At 35.1% G+C, this 16324-nt stretch carries 21 protein-coding genes; 7 read left to right on the top strand and 14 right to left on the bottom strand.

Annotated features, from left to right (window positions below; translation table 11 throughout):
- Positions 1 to 96: 96 nt before the first annotated feature.
- Positions 97 to 1188: a DUF871 domain-containing protein gene (locus tag G7082_RS10340; RefSeq protein WP_166035010.1), complete on the bottom strand. Its 1092-nt coding sequence runs from the start codon at positions 1186 to 1188 to the stop codon at positions 97 to 99.
- A 157-nt stretch (positions 1189 to 1345) separates the two neighbouring features.
- Here G7082_RS10340 and G7082_RS10335 point away from each other — a divergent pair, with 157 nt between their 5' ends.
- On the top strand, positions 1346 to 2122 hold the full coding sequence (locus G7082_RS10335; RefSeq protein WP_166035009.1) for a peptidylprolyl isomerase: 777 nt from the start codon (positions 1346 to 1348) through the stop codon (positions 2120 to 2122).
- A 35-nt stretch (positions 2123 to 2157) separates the two neighbouring features.
- Here G7082_RS10335 and G7082_RS10330 read toward each other — a convergent pair whose 3' ends face one another.
- Positions 2158 to 3177, bottom strand: a complete 1020-nt coding sequence (locus tag G7082_RS10330) for a branched-chain amino acid aminotransferase (RefSeq protein ID WP_166035008.1) — start codon at positions 3175 to 3177, stop codon at positions 2158 to 2160.
- 195 nt (positions 3178 to 3372) lie between these two features.
- Here G7082_RS10330 and G7082_RS10325 point away from each other — a divergent pair, with 195 nt between their 5' ends.
- From G7082_RS10325 to fni, 6 genes are read left to right on the top strand one after another with little or no spacing between them, the layout of a single operon-like run.
- Entirely contained in the window at positions 3373 to 3624 is a 252-nt protein-coding gene (locus G7082_RS10325; RefSeq protein ID WP_166035007.1) for a hypothetical protein, read from the top strand.
- Complete coding sequence (locus G7082_RS10320) at positions 3614 to 4954, top strand: tripartite tricarboxylate transporter permease (RefSeq protein ID WP_166035006.1); 1341 nt, start codon at positions 3614 to 3616, stop codon at positions 4952 to 4954. The genes G7082_RS10325 and G7082_RS10320 overlap by 11 nt, the downstream gene beginning before the upstream one ends.
- A gap of 13 nt (positions 4955 to 4967) precedes the next feature.
- Entirely contained in the window at positions 4968 to 5915 is a 948-nt protein-coding gene (gene mvk / locus G7082_RS10315) for a mevalonate kinase (protein WP_166035005.1), read from the top strand.
- The gene (gene mvaD, locus G7082_RS10310) at positions 5916 to 6914 is read left to right on the top strand and encodes a diphosphomevalonate decarboxylase (protein ID WP_166035004.1); all 999 of its coding nucleotides are present in this window, start codon (positions 5916 to 5918) and stop codon (positions 6912 to 6914) included.
- 13 nt (positions 6915 to 6927) lie between these two features.
- The gene (locus tag G7082_RS10305; protein WP_166035003.1) at positions 6928 to 8034 is read left to right on the top strand and encodes a phosphomevalonate kinase; all 1107 of its coding nucleotides are present in this window, start codon (positions 6928 to 6930) and stop codon (positions 8032 to 8034) included.
- Positions 8035 to 8036: 2 nt separating this feature from the next.
- Positions 8037 to 9083: a type 2 isopentenyl-diphosphate Delta-isomerase gene (gene fni / locus G7082_RS10300; protein WP_166035002.1), complete on the top strand. Its 1047-nt coding sequence runs from the start codon at positions 8037 to 8039 to the stop codon at positions 9081 to 9083.
- Between the two features lie 29 nt (positions 9084 to 9112).
- Here the strand turns inward: fni and G7082_RS10295 are convergent, their stop codons facing one another.
- The 12 genes from G7082_RS10295 to G7082_RS10240 form a co-directional block, all read right to left on the bottom strand.
- Complete coding sequence (locus G7082_RS10295) at positions 9113 to 9328, bottom strand: helix-turn-helix domain-containing protein (protein ID WP_166035001.1); 216 nt, start codon at positions 9326 to 9328, stop codon at positions 9113 to 9115.
- 16 nt (positions 9329 to 9344) lie between these two features.
- The gene (locus G7082_RS10290) at positions 9345 to 9809 is read right to left on the bottom strand and encodes a DUF2975 domain-containing protein (RefSeq protein WP_166035000.1); all 465 of its coding nucleotides are present in this window, start codon (positions 9807 to 9809) and stop codon (positions 9345 to 9347) included.
- Positions 9810 to 9909: 100 nt separating this feature from the next.
- A complete protein-coding gene (locus G7082_RS10285; protein WP_202983099.1) occupies positions 9910 to 10260 on the bottom strand; it encodes a DUF3955 domain-containing protein in 351 nt (116 codons plus the stop codon).
- 30 nt (positions 10261 to 10290) lie between these two features.
- Positions 10291 to 10620, bottom strand: a complete 330-nt coding sequence (locus G7082_RS10280; RefSeq protein ID WP_166034999.1) for a DsrE family protein — start codon at positions 10618 to 10620, stop codon at positions 10291 to 10293.
- Complete coding sequence (locus G7082_RS10275; RefSeq protein ID WP_166034998.1) at positions 10617 to 11801, bottom strand: nucleotidyltransferase; 1185 nt, start codon at positions 11799 to 11801, stop codon at positions 10617 to 10619. The genes G7082_RS10280 and G7082_RS10275 overlap by 4 nt, the downstream gene beginning before the upstream one ends.
- An 84-nt stretch (positions 11802 to 11885) precedes the next feature.
- Positions 11886 to 12620 (bottom strand): class I SAM-dependent DNA methyltransferase, encoded by a 735-nt coding sequence (locus tag G7082_RS10270; protein ID WP_166034997.1) that lies wholly within the window; start codon positions 12618 to 12620, stop codon positions 11886 to 11888.
- Between the two features lie 2 nt (positions 12621 to 12622).
- Positions 12623 to 12979 (bottom strand): ribosome silencing factor, encoded by a 357-nt coding sequence (rsfS, locus tag G7082_RS10265; protein ID WP_420825032.1) that lies wholly within the window; start codon positions 12977 to 12979, stop codon positions 12623 to 12625.
- 15 nt (positions 12980 to 12994) lie between these two features.
- Positions 12995 to 13579 (bottom strand): bis(5'-nucleosyl)-tetraphosphatase (symmetrical) YqeK, encoded by a 585-nt coding sequence (gene yqeK, locus G7082_RS10260; RefSeq protein ID WP_166034996.1) that lies wholly within the window; start codon positions 13577 to 13579, stop codon positions 12995 to 12997.
- Complete coding sequence (locus G7082_RS10255) at positions 13566 to 14207, bottom strand: nicotinate-nucleotide adenylyltransferase (RefSeq protein ID WP_166034995.1); 642 nt, start codon at positions 14205 to 14207, stop codon at positions 13566 to 13568. The genes yqeK and G7082_RS10255 overlap by 14 nt, the downstream gene beginning before the upstream one ends.
- A 15-nt stretch (positions 14208 to 14222) precedes the next feature.
- Positions 14223 to 14534, bottom strand: coding sequence for a ribosome assembly RNA-binding protein YhbY (yhbY, locus tag G7082_RS10250; RefSeq protein WP_166034994.1), 312 nt, complete (start codon positions 14532 to 14534; stop codon positions 14223 to 14225).
- Positions 14535 to 14556: 22 nt separating this feature from the next.
- Positions 14557 to 15666 (bottom strand): ribosome biogenesis GTPase YqeH, encoded by a 1110-nt coding sequence (gene yqeH, locus G7082_RS10245; RefSeq protein ID WP_166034993.1) that lies wholly within the window; start codon positions 15664 to 15666, stop codon positions 14557 to 14559.
- The gene (locus tag G7082_RS10240; RefSeq protein ID WP_166034992.1) at positions 15659 to 16189 is read right to left on the bottom strand and encodes a YqeG family HAD IIIA-type phosphatase; all 531 of its coding nucleotides are present in this window, start codon (positions 16187 to 16189) and stop codon (positions 15659 to 15661) included. The genes yqeH and G7082_RS10240 overlap by 8 nt, the downstream gene beginning before the upstream one ends.
- Positions 16190 to 16324: the final 135 nt, after the last annotated feature.

Raw genomic sequence — 16324 nt, 5'->3', positions numbered from 1 at the left:
CCTTTTATCGCTTCTTACTTCCCTATTCTAGCCTAAAACTTGATAAAGATAAACAAAAATGAGACCGAACCATTACGCTCAATCTCATTTTTTCACTTATTTATTTTCAATCAATTCAAAACTTGACCATGGTTTTAGAAAATCCAGTAAAAACAATTCGTCTTTCGCAATTTTTCCTACCACGTTGACGCGACCATCGTTTTTCATCTCTTTAAGAGCAATCTGGGTTTCACCTTTGTATTGACCATAATCCACGTTATCAATCAAGACATCTCCCCTCACCATGTCCGGTGTATTGGTCTTAGGAAATGGAAGGTCTTTATATTTAATTCGAGTCATCGTTGAACGTAAGATGTAAGCCGAACGATCTCCTCGGTAATTATGTAAATTCTCAAATAAAACCACACGCTCGTCTTCTGTAATCGTATCTAGACAGTCGACTTTAATTTTAGGATTTTCAGAAAAGAAGGCTTCTGACATTTCTTTTAATTCCTCTTCTGAAGCATACGCATTCCCAATAGTAATGTCATCGATTAAACCTGTTAATAAGAAGTGTTTCACTTGTGTCCCAATTGCTAAGTCACGGTGATCCTCTAAGGTACATAAACCATCCTGAGTTGGCCATGGACCAAATGTGGCACTATGAGAATTAACAAAAGCCATTGTATTAATATTGTATTGTCTAAACTGTTTAGAACAATTCACAAAATGTTGATACTCTAACCCTGAATAACGATGAGGATAGAAATTATGTGAGCCTAATAAATGATCTACATTAGGAGAATAACTCATAATATTATCTACATAACGTGTGCCTGAACTCATATTGATTTCTACTTTAATTCCGTACGGATTACGAGTCATCTTCGCTTCTTCTGCTCCAGTAAAGCCGAGATCCAAACGAATACCATCTGCGCCCATTTCGTGGAAAAAGGATAAATCATCATAAGAGATATTTAATTGACCAAAAAGTGCTGGATTAATATCGACCATCACATCAAAATCGAGTGAGTTTGCATAATCTACGACTTTCTTAAAGTCTGCTAATACTTTTTCCTTATCATCATTGACTTGAAGTAAACTTGTAAAAACGCGTTTAAAACCATATTTGTGTGCTAAATCTAAATAAGCCTTATCTTTCTCAAATGTTGAACGTTCTGGATAAATCGAAATACCTAATTGTCCCATTGAAGAACCCCCTAGTTTATTCTGAATGCCTTTTCATTATAACAAGCTCGCCTTAAATTGTCTAGACCACTTTTATCTATTTTACTTGTTGGCAGACACGTGTATTTTTGTTACTATAATTAAGAACACAATATTTGAACACCGAAAGGAAATTCGTATGAAAAGAAATAAATTAATCATCAGCTCTGCTGCTCTTCTATTATCTGTTGCTTTACTAGGAGCATGTGGGAATGGTAGCACCAAAGAAACTAAACCTAAATCAGGTGATACAGCTCAATCTTCAACTGAAAAGAAAGAAAAAGTTGATATCAATAAACTTGAGTTACCACAATTAAATAAAGAAGTGGCAGAAAATGAAGCTTTAGTTGAGATGGTGACAAGTGAAGGGAATATTAAAATCAAACTATTTCCAGAACAAGCACCAAAAGCCGTTGAAAATTTTATGACTCACGCAAAAGATGGTTATTATAACGGTGTTAAATTCCACCGTATTATGGATGAGTTTATGATTCAAAGTGGTGATCCTAAAGGTGATGGAACTGGTGGGGAAAGTATTTGGAAGGAAGAATTCGCTCCTGAAATTTCAAACCAATTGTATCATTTAGATGGCGCCCTAGCTATGGCTAGAACAAATGCTCCTGTAACTGAAAAAACTCAAGGTAGCCAATTCTATATTGTTCACAATACAGAAGATAAATCTGATGGATTACTTTCAGAAGATTACCCAGATAAAATTATTGAAGCCTATAAAAAAGGTGGTACACCTATGTTAGACTTTAATTATTCCGTCTTTGGTCAAGTAATCGAAGGTATGGATACTGTTGATAAAATCGCTAAAACAGAAGTTAAAGCTGGACCAAGTGGCGAAGCATCAACTCCAACAAAAGACGTTAAAATCGAAAAAATCAATATTTTAAAAGAAGCTAAAAAATAAGAGCTAGGGAGAAAAAAATCTCCCTTAGCTCTTTTTTAATACTCTACTTTGGTAATCCATCCTTCTGGTGCTTCTACATCTCCAAATTGAATTCCTACTAACTCATCATACAAGCGTTTGGTCACAGGACCTACTTCATCCTCTGAATAAAATTTATGGAACTCTTCACCAATTTGAATGCCTCCAATTGGTGAAATAACGGCTACCGTTCCACAGGCGCCAGCTTCACTAAACTGATCTAATTCGTTCAAGTAGCAATCGCCTTCGATAGCTTCCATTCCTAGACGTTCTTTGGCTAAATAGAGCAATGAATATTTTGTAATACTTGGTAAGATTGAAGGTGACGTTGGTGTGATAAAACGATTGTCTTTCGTGATTCCAAAAAAGTTCGCTGCACCTACTTCTTCAATTTTAGTGTGTGTTGCAGGATCCAAATAAATACAATCTGAAAATGATCGTTCTTTAGCTTCTGTTCCAGGCAGTAAACTTGCCGCGTAATTTCCGCCGACTTTAGCCGCTCCTGTTCCGGCTGGTGCTGCTCTATCGTAATCTGAAACAATAAAATTAGTTGGCTTCATGCCACCTTTGAAATAAGGCCCTACTGGCATACAAAAGACAGTGAAGATATATTCATTAGCAGGTGCCACACCAATCGAGTCTCCCACACCAATAATAATCGGTCTTAAATAAAGGGTTCCACCAGTTCCATAAGGAGGAACATAGTCATAATTAGCTGCCACCACTTTTTTGACAGCTTCAATAAATTTTTCTTCAGGGAGCTCTGGCATAATTAAACGTCTGCCACTTCGATTAATACGCTTGGCATTTTCCTCTACTCTAAATAAGTTAATTGATCCATCTTTACAGCGATATGCTTTTAGACCTTCAAAACATTGTTGCCCGTAATGAATTGCCGGTGAGCCTTCACTAATGTGTAACTGATTGTCCTCAGTCATAACCCCTTCATCCCACGCACCATCTTTCCAATACGAAAGATATCTTAAGGGTGTTTTAATGTAAGAAAAACCTAACTCTTCCCAATTTATATCTACCATTTTACATTCCACCTTCCAAACTTTTTTTATAAGTTTATCACAATTTAATTTCAATTTCTCATTTTTTTTTAATCTTTTATGAAAACAGAATGAAAATACTGTAAGAATTTATAAAGCCTAGAAATTAAATGTATCATCCTTACTTAAAGTTCGTTATTATAAAATAACAAACATTTTACTAAAAAGGAGAAATAAATGAAAAAACAACGTTTAATTACTATATGGGGAGATATTGTTGGTGTCATTGATTTAATTAAAGCTCTTTTTATCTCAATTGGATTAACTATGGGATTATATATGCTTGCGGACAAAAACAGTCCCACTCAACAATTATTTTTTGGTTTGTTAGGTGCGATGATCGCTTTTACTCTAAATTCTTTTTTTATCAAACCAAAAAGAAAATTAAAACCAGAAGAGATAACAAAGGAGACAACTCATGACAATTAATTTACTTATTCAAATGTTGATTGCAAGTTCTCTTGCTGTCATCCTTTATTCTTTTATCGGCTTGATTCCTGGAACAGATGAAACCAGCGTTTTAATGCCTGTGACTTTAGCTTTAATTTTAGGAGGCATTCATCCACTTGTAGTTCTTGCCTTTTTTATCGCAGCTTGCGTTTCTCTTAATTTAATGAATGCTATTCCTACATTGATTGCAGGTCTTCCTGGTGGGGTCTTATCTGCACCAATGATTGAGCACTCGTTAATTATCAAAAAACACGGTCGCACCAGTGCCGTCATTAAAAAAATCGCTCGTGCTAGTATTATCGGCGTTCTAGTTTCTTTATCTCTTAGCATTTTGATTGCTAACTTGATAGCACCTTTTGCCTCAACGATTACGTCATATGCTAGTTGGTTATTTATTGGTGGTGCTATTTTTCTATCTTTGTTAAGTTCTGCTAAAATTTTATCAATGATTAGTATTGTTCCGTTAGCTATGCTTTTTCAAAGTATTCGTCATCTTTACTGGGAAACAGGTGCTGTTCCACTAGATAAAAATATTACCACGTCATTTTTTCTAGGAATTACCGTTGCCCCTCTGATGCTTTCTTTATTATCTTTATTACAAAAGAAAGAACTGGATAAAGTGACCACAACTACTAAAAAAGAAATCACTTTACCTACTATTAAAAAAAGCAAACAACCACTCTCTAAAAAAGAACGTCTTTCAGCTGGTTTCTCCACTGCCATTGCTAATTTCCTCTTTGTCTTAAGTCCTGTCGGGTTAATTTTACTTATTGGCGAAACAGTTGGTAAAAAAGAAAAAGATGAACTAAAACGAGCGGAGTTAACGGTGACTACCATGAATGCTTTGGCTCAAGGAACCTATATTTCAGGTCTGTTAATTTCAATCGTTGCCATTGGAATTCCTCTTGCACCAACTGCGATTGGACCAGGAGCTGCTTTTTTTGAGTCTCCTCCTGTTTTTAAAATTGGTGCAACGATTACTCAAGCGTATTCACAGTCTGAATTAATTACAGCTTTTGTTGTGGGCAGTTTGGTTGCTCTCGTACTGGTTTACTTTATTGCGACAAAACTTTCTGAAAAATTAACCGCCTTTGTTTTAACCAAAATTCCTCATGAAAGTTTACTGGCGTTGTTTATTGGGCTTGTTTTTCTGCTCGCTTATATTGATGCCGGCTTAATAAATATATTTGGGGTTTTATTAATAGGTGTTATTTGTGGTACACTAAACCGGTTGGGTGTGAGCTACGGTGTTCAATTCATGTCACTTTACGCTGCACCATTTATCATTCAAATAATAAGTAATCAATAAAGGAGTTACATTTATGAAAAAAGAAAAACAAGGTATTGGGGAAGCTAATGCCAAAATTATTCTTTTAGGAGAGCATTCTGTTGTCTACAATCAACCGTCTATCGCAATTCCTTTTCCTGCTGCAAAAACGACTGCAACGATTAAAGAAACAGTTGATCAAACGATTATTCACTGCGAATTTTATCACGGTTTATTAGATGAAATGCCAGAGTTACTTGAAAGTTTAAAAGAAACCATTCGTGTCACACTAAAACAGCTTGGGAAAGAAAATTACCCACTAGAAATTACGATTGAAAGTCAAATACCAGCTGAACGCGGCATGGGATCAAGTGCGGCTGTTTCAGTTGCGACAACTCGCGCTTTATTCGATTTCTTTGACACAAACCTTACTCAAGAAAATTTATTGGCTATTGTCGATATATCGGAAAAAATCGCTCATGGTAATCCTAGTGGGTTAGACGCACTTATGACAAGTAGTTCAATGCCTTTTTACTATATTAAGGGACAACCATTTGAAGCAATCAACTTAAATCTAGACGCCTATCTTGTAGTAGGCGATACAGGTAAAACAGGCCAAACAAAAGAAGCTGTTGCTAGTATTTCAAAAAAACTAACTGGCTCTGATTCAGCTGAAACAAAAAAATCTATTGATCAATTAGGGGAATTAGCTAAAAAAGGACGTTTCTTCTTAGAAAATAACGAACCTACTAAACTTGGATTAATCATGACACATGTTCATCAACTTTTAACAAAACTTGGTGTTTCTAGTCCTGAATTAAATCAATTAGTTGAAACAGCTCAAAAATCTGGTGCAATTGGAGCGAAATTAACTGGTGGCGGTCGCGGAGGTTGTATGATTGCCTTGGCCCATGATAGAATAGATGCTGAGAAAATCAGCCAAGATTTAGTTGCAAGTGGCGCTAAAAAAACTTGGGTTTATGATATGAGAAGAGGAATTTAAATGAAATCAACTGGACGATGCCGTGCACATACAAATATTGCTTTAATTAAATATTGGGGAAAGCGAAATGAGGAACTATTTTTACCAATGAATAGCAGTCTCTCCTTAACCCTAGATGCGTTTTATACTGACACAGAAGTTGTTTTAGATGATGATTTAGACTCTGATGAATTCTATTTAGACAATACTAAACAAGGCGACAAAGAAACTCAAAAGATTACAGAATTCTTAAATTTGTTTAGGAATTTAGCCAATATCGAGACAAAAGCTTGTGTAAAGAGTTATAATCATGTTCCGACTGCCGCAGGATTAGCTTCTTCTGCTTCTGCTTTTTCAGCTTTAGCTGGTGCGATGAATCAAGCAGTTGGTCTTAATTTAGATTTAAAGACGTTATCAACTTTTGCTAGACAAGGAAGTGGCAGTGCTACTAGAAGTGTCTACGGAGGTTTTGTAGAGTGGTCTATGGGTGAAGATGATAAATCATCAACAAGTCATGCCGTCCCTGTTGACGACGCTAAATGGGACATAGGCATGGTTGTGATTGCGGTTAATACAGGACGCAAGAAATTATCGAGTCGTGTTGGCATGAAACAAACCATCGAGACCTCTCCTTTTTACTCTTCTTGGGTAGAAACGGCTACGTCTGACCTTACAAAAATGAAAGAAGCAATCAAGGGTCATGATTTTATCACGTTAGGTGAGATCACTGAATCAAATGGCATGAAAATGCACGCTACCATGTTAGGTGCTTTCCCGCCAATTTCATACTGGGAGCCAGACAGTGTTAAGGCGATTCAAAAAGTCAAAGAAATTCGTGAGACAGGCATTCCTTGCTATGTTACAATGGACGCTGGTCCGAATGTTAAGGTATTATGTCAACAATCAGACATGAAAAAAATTGAAGAACTTCTACTAGAAGATTTTAATAGAGAACAAATTATCCCTTCAACTGTTGGGGAAGGCATTAAATTATTAAATGCATCAGAATGGAATTATTAAAGGAGAGATTTTTTTGATAAAAGCAAGTGCTCCAGGAAAATTATACATTGCAGGAGAATATGCGGTCCTTGAACCAGGCCACCCTGCCCTAATTGTTGCCCTGGATCAATTTATTACCGTGACATTAAAAGAAGCTGACAAACAAGGTAGTATTTGTTCAAGCTACTCCAACGGTATTTCAATCCCTTGGACAAGAAAAAACGGTAAATTTTATATTGATGAAAGAGAAAATCCCTTCTCCTATATCACTAAATCTGTGACCATTGTGGAGCAGTACTTACAAGAATCAAATTATGATTTAAAATATTTTGATTTAACGATTGAAAGTGAATTAGATAATAAAGATGGTCGTAAATATGGCTTAGGTTCAAGTGGTGCGGTGACAATTGCTACCATTAAAGCGATATTATCACTTTATAAAATTAGCTATGATTCAGAATTACTTTATAAATTAGCCGCTATTACTCACCTTTCATTAAATAGTAATGGCTCTTTTGGTGACTTAGCTGCTAGCTCTTACGGTGGTTGGATTGCCTACTCTTGTTTTGAAAGAGAATGGGTCTTAGAAAAATTAGCTAATGGTGAGAGCATTAATAGCTTACTTGAGCAAGAATGGCCGAAACTGATGATTGAACCTTTAAAAGCGCCTAATGATTTGAGACTTTTAATTGGTTGGACAGGCTCTCCTGCTTCAACAACTTCCCTTGTGGATCAATTAAACGATGAGCAAAATGAGATGAATGGTTTTTATAAACAATTTTTAACTGATAGTGATCAATGTGTTTCAGCTATTATCAGTGCCTTTAAAGCGAGAAATATTACAGACATTCAAAAAGGCATTCGTACTAATCGCGAGCTTTTAAAATCCTTGGCTCAAAAAAGTGGGGTTGATATCGAGACTCAGGCTTTAACTGACCTTTGTACCATTGCGGAAAGTTTCAATGGTGCTGCCAAATCCTCTGGTGCTGGCGGTGGAGATTGTGGGATTGTTTTATTCAATCAACACGATGAAATCTTACCTATGGTTAACACATGGCGTGAACAAGGAATTGTTAATTTACCTCTTCAAGTTTATAAAGAAGAAAAAACTGATTATACTTCAATCATGTGGGAGGACTAAAGATGACAACTCATTGGAACCGAAAAGATCAGCACATTCATTTAGCTGAGATGCAGTACCAAAACACTTCAACAAATGGTTTAGACGGTGTTCGCTTTGTTCATCAATCTTTCTCAGAAATTAAAACCGAAGATGTTCAACTTAATACACAATTGGGTAGTCTTTCATTAGACTATCCTTTCTTCATAAATGCTATGACTGGTGGCAGTGAAAAAGCCCATGTCATTAATCAAAACTTAGCAACCATCGCTAAAGAAACCAACCTAGCTATGGCAGTAGGTTCAGTCAGTGTCGCTCTTAAAGAACCTGAAACCGCTGAAAGCTTTAAAATAGTGAGAAAAACAAATCCAAATGGGTTAATCATTTCGAATTTAGGGGCTCATCATTCAGCTGATAATGCGAAAAAAGCGGTGGATTTACTTGAGGCTAACGCTCTTCAAATCCATGTCAATACACCACAGGAACTGGTCATGCCTGAAGGTGATCGCGATTTTACCAATTGGCTTAATAATATTGAAGAAATTGTTAAATCAATTAGTGTGCCAGTCATTGTTAAAGAAGTTGGTTTTGGTATGTCGAAAGAAACAATCCAGCAATTACTGGATATTGGTGTTGATATCATTGATGTGAGCGGGCGTGGTGGCACTAATTTTATTCATATTGAAAATGAACGCCGAGATCATAAAGAATTTGACTACCTTCTGAACTGGGGACAAACAACCGCGGAATCTTTACTAGAAGCTCATTTCTACCGTAAGCAAGCCGATTTTATTGCTTCAGGTGGCATTAAAAACCCTCTTCATATGTTGGCCGCTTTTGGTCTAGGTGCTAAAGCCGTGGGTATTTCTGGTGAATTCTTGCATATGATTTTAACCAAAGGCAATCAAGTCTCCATTGAACAAATCGAAAGTTGGAAAGAAGAATTAACGTTCTTAATGACTATGATTGGTGCTAAAACAATCGTTGATATTGAAAAGAAACCGATTATCCTTTCCACTGATTTAACCAACTGGTGTAGTCAGAGATATATTAACTTTAAACATCAATAATAAAAATGAGTAAGACAAAAGTTTTAAACTTAAGTCTCACTCATTTTTTCATATTCTAAAATATCTCCTGGCTGACAATCTAGGGCTTCACATATTTTTTCTAAAGTTGAAAATTTTACTGCTTTGGCTTTTTCATTTTTTAGAATGGATAGATTCGCCATAGTGATACCCACATGCTCAGACAACTCAGTCACAGACATTTTTCTTTTAGCTAGCATTACATCTAGATTCACTCGAATCGGCATCCTCTATCACTCCTTTTTATATTGTTAAATCATTTTCCTCTTTGATGTTCCCTGCTATTTTAAAAATATAAGATAGTAAAGACGCAATCACAGATAGTGTTAATCCAACAAAAAAGAAAAAGAAACAAATTAAAAAGAAGGGATAATTGCCTTTTAATTCAACTAAACCAATAACGATACCAATACCATAAATACCACTTTCAACTAAACTAGCATAAGCAATTTGGATTAATCGTTGACTATTTTTTATAGAAAAAATATCTGATTTAAGTAAATCTGAACTAATTTTCCAAAGCTTAAATAATATAAAGATCACAGGAAGAGCTGTTACCCATAATAATCCTAAAATAAGATATTCAAAACTAGTTGTTTCAAGATAGTCACTAATTTTAGGCCCTACTACTAATAACAAGCTAAGACCACTCACACCTAAAATAATAATAATTGATTTGAAAACTAAATTAATTTTTTTGACTGTCATTTTCTAACTCCTTATGCGTATGGTTCTTATTATATCATAACCTAATACCTAAAAAGATAGCTATTGTTGGTTTCCCAAAAATAATAGCTACCTTTCTTTTTTATCTCTTTAACTTAATCATATTATTAATAAACGCGATGGATCCTATGATTAGAGCGATAAATACAATTAAAAAGCCAATAGGAATTAGAAAAAAGTAGGGTTCATGTAGTAGACCTTGAGCATCAACATATTCTGGTAAAAAATTCTTAACTATTAAACATCCCATGCCAATTATTAAGAAGCCAATTGCTGTCATTGTTAGTTTTGGTGATTTATTTTTTTTCATCTTTATTTCCTGCTTTCTTTTATTTGATGAACTAAATATAGCACCTGTTTTTTCGTAAGTCAACATTTTTTTATTGTAAAACAATAAAAAAATATCTTTAATCAATAAAAAAAGAACTAGCACAATCCGCCAGTCCCTTAATTTCTCTATTTGTTATGGTTTAATATAAGCATATTCAGCCGTTTGTAACTCTACTAACCGAAGAACGCCTGCTGGAACGACTTTAATAAAGGGATGAATACTAATTTTGTCTACATTATTAGCATTCATCGCATTTTGACAACTATTAAAGCGAACACCAAGCTCTGTTAATTCATGCATTGGAATAGCTAATTTGGAATCGATATAACCTAAAACAGCATCGCCACTTGCGACAACCTCGACACTACGGATGTCTTTTTTTCCAGCTTCCAGTAAATTAATAATATTTCCTAAAACCATTTCCCATTTTTCTAATTCATTAATATGAAAGACTACCTTCATTTTTCTTCCTCCTTTATGTAAATTGGTGCTTGATAATAATCTTGATATTTCTCACTTTGGCTAATCAAAGAATACATCCTACCTGCTTTAATATCCAAACTCAGAAGCTGTTCATTCTTTTTATTAATATTCGTAATGACAGGATAAGTAATCTCTTTCTTTTTCTCTTTTAAAAATTGTCTACCCTGGTCATTAAACCCTAAGACTCTTAGATACGGCTGGTTCCAAGTTCCTTCAATTTCAGATTGAGTGACTTGAAGTAAGACATACATACACAATCGTTGAATTCTCGTCCAAGTGTAACGCTTGCTTTTAACTTTTTGAAGAAATTCATTAAAATTAGTAGAAGATATTGCTGCTTCTTTTAGACGATACTCTAATCCTTCAACCATTTGATATGTTTTTCTAAGTTGTTCCACTGGTTGAATGATTAATTGGTACTTCAAATACGACCAACTTTTTTCTAAATAAACTAATTCTGACTCCTCTAAATCTTTCAGCGTTTCTTTTGGCACTAATTTTTCTAAATCTATTCGTTCACCTGATAAAACTTTTTCTCTAATCGATGTGGCACTAGCAAAACGATCATGTGAAATTTCTTTATCATGATACTCATTTCCTACTCGTTGAATAGGATAAAGCATCATTGGTTTTTCATGTGATGCATTTTCTTTTGCATATCCCATACCTAAAATATGATTAGGTGACGAAAAATCTAGCGCCCACTCTGGATAAAGTTCTCGGTAAACTTGGGTCATTAACTGAGGATAGTTGCTCCCATTGTTTTTTATTTCTTGATACTTTTGGTTAATTTTATCACTATTTTCTTGATGAAACTTTCCAAAAGCACCATAATCTAAGCATTCGTTACTGTCTGTTCCAAAACATAAACTATCGACTTTCAAATTTTGGAGAATTTGAACACTACCACGGGTAAAATAATCAGCAGATTGGACGGCGTAAGCAAATGGTAATTCGATAACCAAATCAGCTCCATTTAATAACGATTCCTTAGTGCGTAACCATTTATCAATAACAGCCGGCTCACCCCTTTGTAAAAAATTACCACTCATCACAGCGACAATCACGTCTGCCCCCGATTTCTCACGTGCTTGTTCTAAGTGATATTTATGCCCATTATGAAAGGGATTATATTCCACGACGACGCCACAACTTTTCATCTCTTCACATCCTTAAAAAAAGCTGGTTATCCTTTATTTAAAGATAACACAGCTTTACATATAATATTAGTTTTTTTAATTTTTTTATTTCTCACAAACGAAGAACCAACGATTCGACTCTTCTGTCGGTGCTGCATCTTCAAAATCAGCATACACTGAAACCGATGTAAAACCTGCTTCTTTTAGTAATTTTTCATACGTTACAATTTCATACGTTCGTTCCTCATGAAGCTCATCAAAACGCTCAAATTTCCCCTTTTTATCAGAAACAAAGAATGTTAAAAAGTGTTCCACACTATGATCATAATCACCTGGATAACTTTCCCAAAGAAAGGCAAATTCGTCTGATTGATAATGATAGCTATATTCAGCAAAAGATTCTTCCATTTGATAAATTGAGTGAACATCAAAAATGAACGTCCCCTTTTCATTCAGTGCATCATAAACACCTGAGAAGACCTGGCCTACTGCTTTTTCATCTGACATGTAACAAATTGAATCAGAGTAACAAGTGACAGCATCATAGCTGTTTTTCTCAGTTAATTTAAGCATGTCTCCTGTTTGAAAAGATAATCCTTCATCGCCTTCAGTAATTCTCTTTTTGGCTAAAGTGATCATATCCTCAGATAAATCTAAGCCAGTCACATTAAAGCCTAAGTTGGCTAGTTCCACAGATAAAATACCTGTTCCACAAGCAAGCTCTAAAAGGTTTTGCTGTTTTTTATCAAGATGACGACAAGTAAATTCTAACCAATCTAAATATAGATTTTCATCCATGACTTCATCATATATTTTAGCAAATGTTTCATAACTTGCCATAATTAGTCAACCATACTTGAAATATTAACAAGTGGTGCATCTGACCAAAGTTTTTCTAAATTATAGAAGTCTCTTTCTTCACCATAGAAGACATGAATAATCACATCACCTAAATCGATTAGGACCCAACGTGCTGACTCTTTTCCTTCGACACGTTTGACTTGGATTTGATTTTTTTGAGCTACATCTATAACTTCTTCAGCAATTGCCATTACTTGTCTATCACTGTTACCGTGACACACCACGAAATAATCTGCCAATAAAGAAACTTGTGTTACGTCTAATGCTACGATATCTTCTGCGCGTTTTGAATCAGCTGCTTTAACAACTAATTCTAATATGTTATTACTATTAATAATAATTCCTCCTAATTTTTACTTCACAACCCAAGCATTATACGTTTCTAATGTTTTGGGGTAAATTTTATTTTGATTGTTGATTAAATAAAGCAAGGTATGTTTGGTTTCAAAGGCAACCGCTTCATCTAAACTGACTTCTGCTATTTTTCGTGCTTCTTCCACTACAGGAAAATTTCGACCTTCCTCAATGTAATCTGCCACATAAATAACTTTTTCTAATTCACTCATGTTACTGCGTCCCGTTGTGTGTGACTCAATAGCATTTAAAATGTCTTGATTTGAAATGCCTAATTCTTTTAAAACAAGACGAGATCCTACAACTCCATGCCAAATATTATTACCATAACGAATAATCTCGTTATCAATTTCAGAATTCATGATGATAGCTATCATCTCTTCATCTGGTCTTTCTTTCGCATAATCATGAGTTAGAGCTGCAATACTCGCTTTTTCTAAATCAACGTGATATTTTTCAGCTAGTTCTAATGCTTTTGTTTCAACTCTTAAGACATGTTGAAATCGTTTATCACTCATCTGAGCTGCGACAAGTGATGTAAGTTCTACTCTTGTATGTTTTGTATACTGCTTACTGTATTCCATTTTGATACAATCCTTTTTTATGAATATAGTTTAACACATTCTCAGGTAAAAAGTATTTGACAGAACAACCAGTAGTCAATTTTTTTCGGATATCACTGGAGCTGATTTCAATTAAGGGCATATCTACCCAAATAATTGGGTAAGGTGTCTCTTTTTTAGAGCCTACCCTTTCAACACCTACAAAATGAATCATTCTCATTAATTCATCTATTTTGTGCCACTTAGGTAAATATTCTACCATATCTCCGCCAATCACAAAATAATAATCAATGTCTGGATTAGCTTCAACGAGTGATTTCATGGTGTCATAGGTATAGCTTTTACCTTTTCGAACCACCTCTGTTAGCTCTAAGCCTAATTTTGGATTATCATTAATGGCTAATTTGAGCATCTCAACTCGTTCTTCAGAGTCAATGGTTTCTTTCTTGTCCACATGAGGTGATTGATAAGAAGGCATTAAGAAAAATTCGTCCAAGTCTAGTTGGTGACAGACCTGATCAGCCATGATTAAATGCCCCATATGAACCGGATTAAATCCGCCACCTAAAATACCGACTCTCTTTTTCTTAACTGGGTGTTGACTTAACCTTGTTTTCTCGTCAGTCATAACTTTAATTTCTTGTTTCATCCCACTCACCTTAAATTAAACTGATTGAACTTGTTTTGAATATTTTTGGAATTTTTCTTTAGATGATGCACGGTAAACAACTAGAATACGACCAATAATTTGGACAACTTCACAATGAAGTGTTTCTTCAAAGATACCTGCCACTTCAGTTGCTTCTTCATCTGTGTTTTGTAGTAAGTTAACTTTAATTAACTCTCTTCTTTCAAGTAATTCGTCTACTTGATCAAGTAATGTTTCACTAATTCCGTTTTTTCCAATTTGTACCATTGGACTCATATGATGTGCTTCGCTTCTTAAAAAGCGTTTTTGTTTTCCTCTTAATTTCATTGTATATCGACCTCTTCTATTTTTAAATTAGTGACTTTCTTTGAATCACGTCAACACCTTTTGGCGCCCAACCAGCAACCACTCCAGCATCTGGAATAGTTACCCAACCAAGTCCCGCAAACACTAAGTCTGTTTTTTCTTTGACTGAAAACTCAAAGCGAACAAGTTCAGGAAACTCACCTAGTTCGTTTTTTCTTGGTGGCTGTAATAGTCCACCTGCATGTTTTTCATAAAATTCTGTGGCTGTTTCTAATTTAGTGCGGTGAATCATTAAATCATTAGAAACATAGGTAATAAAGCCTTGTTTATTTCCTTGAATAAAGTCAAACCGTGCCAAACCACCTAGAAATAGCGTTTGTCCAGCATTTAATTGATAAACTTTTGGCTTGATTTCTTTTTTAGGTGAAACAAGCATTAAATCTTTTTTACCTAAATAATGAGCCATTTGATGACGGTGAATAATTCCTGGTGTGTCAATTAAGAAGTGACCGTCCTCTAATGGAATTTCAATCTTATCTAAGGTTGTTCCTGGAAATTGTGACGTTGTGATTAAATCTTTCACACCTGCTGAATGATTAATAATCGCATTAATCAATGTTGATTTACCAACGTTGGTTACACCAACGACATACACATCACGACCATCGCGATGCTCTTCGATTAATTCAAGTAATTCTTCAATATCTGATTTGCTTTTAGCACTTGTTAATGTCACTTCAGTCGGTCTTAAACCAACTTCAAAGGCTCTTTCTTTCATCCATTGTGTCATTTTACCTTTTTTTAATGATTTAGGTAAAATATCCACTTTGTTTCCAACAAGTAACACTGGATTACTTCCAACAAAGCGGTGTAATCCTGGAATCAAACTACCATTAAAATCAAAGATGTCTACCACATTAACGATTAACGCATCCGCATCTCCAATGCCATTTAAAAGAGCTAAGAACTCTTTATCTGTAATCGCTACATCTTGAATGTCATTATAATGTCTTAATCTAAAACAGCGTTGACAATAAACGTCCCCTGTTTCTAATCCTTTTTCAAGAGCTGAATTCGGCGTGTAACCAATGCCTTCTTTGTCCTTTGTCTGAATAACTGTCCCACAACCAATACAACGTATTTCCTCAGTCATTAAGTGATTTCCTCCATTTCATATCTGAATTCTTTTTATGTAGATGTCTTTTTATTTTTTTCTCCATAGATCGATTAAACTTCGTATTCCATGCATCTGTCTCAATAATCGGTTTCACTAGGACACTTCTAATACCTGCACTATTAGCGCCTTTGATATCCGTCATTAATTGATCCCCAACCATTATTAACTTTTCTTTGGGTAAGTTATATTTTTTTTCAACTTCATTGAATCCTTTTTGAAAAGGTTTCATCGCGCGAGAAACATACTCAAGACCTAAATGCATCACTGCACGGTCCACACGTGACGCTTTATTATTAGAAACAACGATGACCGGAATGTTAGCAGCCTTCATGGTTTCAATCCACGCTAATAACTCAGGTGTTCCGTCAGGATTATTCCAAGCAATCAATGTATTATCTAAATCTGTCAAGACAGCTTCAATCCCTTGAGCCTTTAATTGGCTAGGCGTAATATCATAAATTGCTTCAATCATCCACGTTGGTTTATATTGTTCAAACATAGTGACTTCCTTTCATAAAAAATAGGAGACACATCTTGGCCTCCCACACTTTTCCTTATTATACGCTATTTACTCAAATAATTCACTAAAAACAACTAGAATAACCCTAAAAAAATGATGTGAGGACTTCCACAT

The sequence above is a fragment of the Vagococcus hydrophili genome (assembly GCF_011304195.1).
GTDB lineage: Bacteria > Bacillota > Bacilli > Lactobacillales > Vagococcaceae > Vagococcus > Vagococcus hydrophili.
Note: the sequence above shows the minus strand (reverse complement) of the source record. Positions and strands in the feature narration are given on the sequence as shown.